The sequence below is a fragment of the Roseateles sp. genome (genome assembly GCF_046300915.1).
Taxonomy (GTDB): Bacteria; Pseudomonadota; Gammaproteobacteria; order Burkholderiales; family Burkholderiaceae_C; genus Kinneretia.
Map to the genome: position 1 here is coordinate 1 of NZ_JBKCLH010000229.1, position 3,267 is coordinate 3,267.

Sequence of the window (3,267 nt, forward strand, 5' to 3'; positions counted from 1 at the left end):
GCGGGCCGCCCGGCGCGGCCGCCGGCCGGCCTATATGGTGCCCGCGGGCCTGCGCCTGATGCCCGAGCGGCCGCGGAGCGCCCCCGGCACGATCGAACGGCAGGCCAGGCCCGCGCCCCCGGCGCCGGAGCGCAGGGCGGCCAGCAGCTCGGCGGCGGGGCGCATGGCGCTGCCCGCCAGCCAGGCGTGCAGCCGGGCGGGGCCCTGGCCCTCCTGCAGGCACTGGACCGCCGCCTGGCGCACGCCGGGCAGGGTCAGGCAGGCGGCCTCCACCTCGCCCAGCTCGATGCGGTGGCCGCGCAGCTTGATCTGGCGGTCCTGGCGGCCGGCAAAGTGCAGCTGGCCGTCGGTGTCCAGCCAGCCGCGGTCCCCGCTCAGATACATGCGCTGGCCGGGGTGAAAGGGATCGGGGCGGAAGGCGCGCGCCGTGTCCTCGGCCTCCAGATAGCCCTGGGCCAGGGTCGGTCCGGCCAGCCAGATATCGCCGCAGACGCCGAAGGGCAGGACCTGGCGCTCACTGTCCAGCACATAGATGCGCGTGTCGTCCAGGGCGCGGCCCACGGGCAGGGCCTGGTCCTCGGGCCAGGGCTCGCAGGCCCAGGCGCTGGCAAAGATGCAGGCCTCGGTGGGGCCGTAGACATTGAAGAGCCTGGCCCCGGTCTGGGCCAGAAAGCGGTTGGACAGGGCCGGCGGCAGGGTCTCGCCGCCGCAGCAGGCCAGGCGCAGGCTGGGCACCGGATGCTCGCGCAGGCCCTCCAGCAGGGCCTGCAGGGTGGCCGGCACCAGAGCGCAAAAGCTCGCCTGGTGGCGCGCCATGAAGGCCGTCAGGCGCTGCGGGCTGTGGCGGCCCGGCGGCATCAGGGCCAGGCTGGCGCCCTGGGTCAGGGGCAGCAGCAGCTCGATCAGGGCCGGGTCAAAGGCGGGCTGGACCTGCTGCACCGCGCGGTCCTGCGGGCTCAGGCTCCAGCGCCGTGCCATCCAGGCCAGGCGGCGCTGCAGGGCGTCGTGCCCCATCAGCACGCCCTTGGGCCGGCCCGTGGAGCCGGAGGTGAAGAGCATGTAGGCCGGGCCCTCGGGGGCGGACAGATCGTCCTCGGCCTGCGCGGGCGCGCGCTCCGCCGGCCAGGGCCCCCAGAGCGGCAGGCCCAGGCGGTCCAGCCCCTGATGCAGCGGCCCGGGCTCGGCGCACAGCAGCAGGCGGGCGCCGCTCAGGGCCAGCAGCTCGGCCAGTCGCTCGGGCGGGCTGTCCGCGTCCAGGATCAGAAAAGCCCCGCCGGCCCGGGCCGTGGCCAGCAGGGCCAGCAGCAGGGCCGGGCTGCGCGGCAGCAGCAGGGCCACCCAGTCGCAGCTGCGCAGGCCGCGCCCGCGCAGCTGCCGGGCCAGATGCAGGCTGGCGGCGTCCAGCTGGGCATAGCTCAGGCTGTGGCTGCTTGGTGTGGTCGTCTCATCCTCCCAGACCAGGGCCGTGGCCTGCGGGGCCAGGCGGGCCTGGCGCAGAAACTGCTGGACGAAGGTCTGGGGCCGCTCCAGCCGTGCCAGGTCCTGGTGCAGGCCCAGGATCAGGGCCTCGCGCTCGGCGGCGGGCAAGAGTTCCAGCCGCTCCAGCGGCGCCTCCAGGTTCTGCGGCAGCTGGGCCATCAGATGCCAGAGCCGGCGCAGCAGCAGGGCGGTCTCGGCCGCGCCGCAATGCTTGTCGGCGGCCTCCAGCACCAGCTCCACCGCCTCGCTGTCGCCGAACTCGCACAGGGTCAGGGCCAGGGGATAGCGGGCCTCGGTGCCAAAGCTCTGGCTGGCGCGGGTCAGGGGGCTGTCGCCAAAGCTCAGGGCATAGCTCTGCCGTTCCAGCGAGACCATGGCGTCCAGCAGGCTGTCGCGCCCGCTGCGCAGCAGCTGCAGGCGGTGCGCGGTCTCGCTCAGGGGGTAGCGGGCATGGCGCAGGCCGCCGGCCACCTGCTGATGCACCTGGCCCAGCAGCTGGCCCACGCTCAGGCCCGGCCGCGGGCGGATCAGCAGGGGCTGCACCGTGGCAAACATGCCCAGGGTGGCCCGCCAGCGCGCGCCGGAGCGCCCCAGGCTGGGCATGCCCACGGCCACGGCGTCCGCGCCCTGGCCGCGATGCAGGTACAGGCAGAGCGCGGCCACGGCGGCATCGAAGAGGCTGTGACCGCGGGCCTGCAGCCCTTGCAGCACCGGGTCCAGCTCAAGGCGGCTGATGCGCAGACGCGCCAGATGCAGGGCAGGCAGGCGGCCCGCAGCGGCCGTGCCGCGCTGGCGCGGCGCCTGGGCCGCGGGCAGCAGGGCGGGCCATTGGCGGGCCCAGTAGTCGGCGTCGCGCGCGAAGGCGGGGCTGTCGCGGTAGGCCAGGGACTCGCGCACATGCTCGCTGTAGGCGCCGCCCTCGTAGGCCGGAACGGGCCGGCCCACCAGCAGGGCGCTGTAGATCTCGGTCCAGCGCTGCAGAAAGCGCTGGGTGCCCCAGCCGTCCATCACCAGATGGTGAAAGCGCAGATACAGGGCATGCCGCTGCCGGCCATCGCTGAGCAGGCTCAGGCGCCAGGGCAGCTCGCGGCCCAGCTCGAAGCGCTGCTGGCGCTCCTCCAGCCACCAGCGTTCGATGAAGGCCTCGGCATCGCCCTGAGCCGGCAGGGCGATGTGCTGCAGGGGCGGCCTCACCCGGGGCAGCAGGCGCTGGCGGCCGCCGCGCTCGGGCAGCAGGCGCAGGGCCTCGCTCTCGGCCACCATCAGTTCCAGGGCGCGCTGCAGGCAGTCCAGGTCCAGCGGTCCCTCGGGGTGGCAGCAGCCGCCGATGTGCAGATGGCCGCTGTCCGGCCACAGGCGCTGGTCCAGCCAGACCTCGTGCTGGCTCAGAGACAGCGGCAGGCTCAGCTCCGGGGTGTCGGGGCCGGGATCAGGGGCTGCCATAGATGCTTGTGTTCCAGGGCGTGGCGGTAGCCGCGTTCGGCAATCTCCTCGGCGCGCGGGTAGGCCATCAGGGCGAACTCGCGCACATCGGGGGACAGAAACACATCGGCCTGGGCCAGGGTGCGGGCGCGCTGGCTGGCGCCGCCGATATGGCCGGCCGCGTAGAGGATGTCGGCAATGCCGGGCGCGCGTGGCGCCTGGGCGCTGCCCAGGCTGCGCAGGCGCGCGCCCGGGGCCACGCGCTCCCGCCCGGTATCGGCCCGCAGGGGCGCGCGCTGATCCACAACGATGGCCCGCCCCGGGCCCGTGCCGCGGCGCCGCGCCCGCGGCGGGCCCCCGCGGGCC

General features: G+C 75.1%; 2 protein-coding genes. Both read right to left on the minus strand.

Going from position 1 to position 3,267, the window contains the following annotated elements:
- Positions 1-30: 30 nt before the first annotated feature.
- Entirely contained in the window at positions 31-2,922 is a 2,892-nt protein-coding gene (locus tag ACK5F2_RS17165; RefSeq protein WP_409866857.1) for a non-ribosomal peptide synthetase, read from the minus strand.
- The coding region (locus ACK5F2_RS17170) for a hypothetical protein (protein ID WP_409866860.1) at positions 2,883-3,267 on the minus strand (385 nt) is incomplete at its 5' end. The genes ACK5F2_RS17170 and ACK5F2_RS17165, both read right to left, overlap by 40 nt.

Coding starts and splice junctions, on each gene's coding strand:
- ACK5F2_RS17165 (WP_409866857.1), bottom strand. CDS start 2,922: ATGGCAGCCCCTGATCCCGGCCCCGACACCCCGGAGCTGAGCCTGCCG.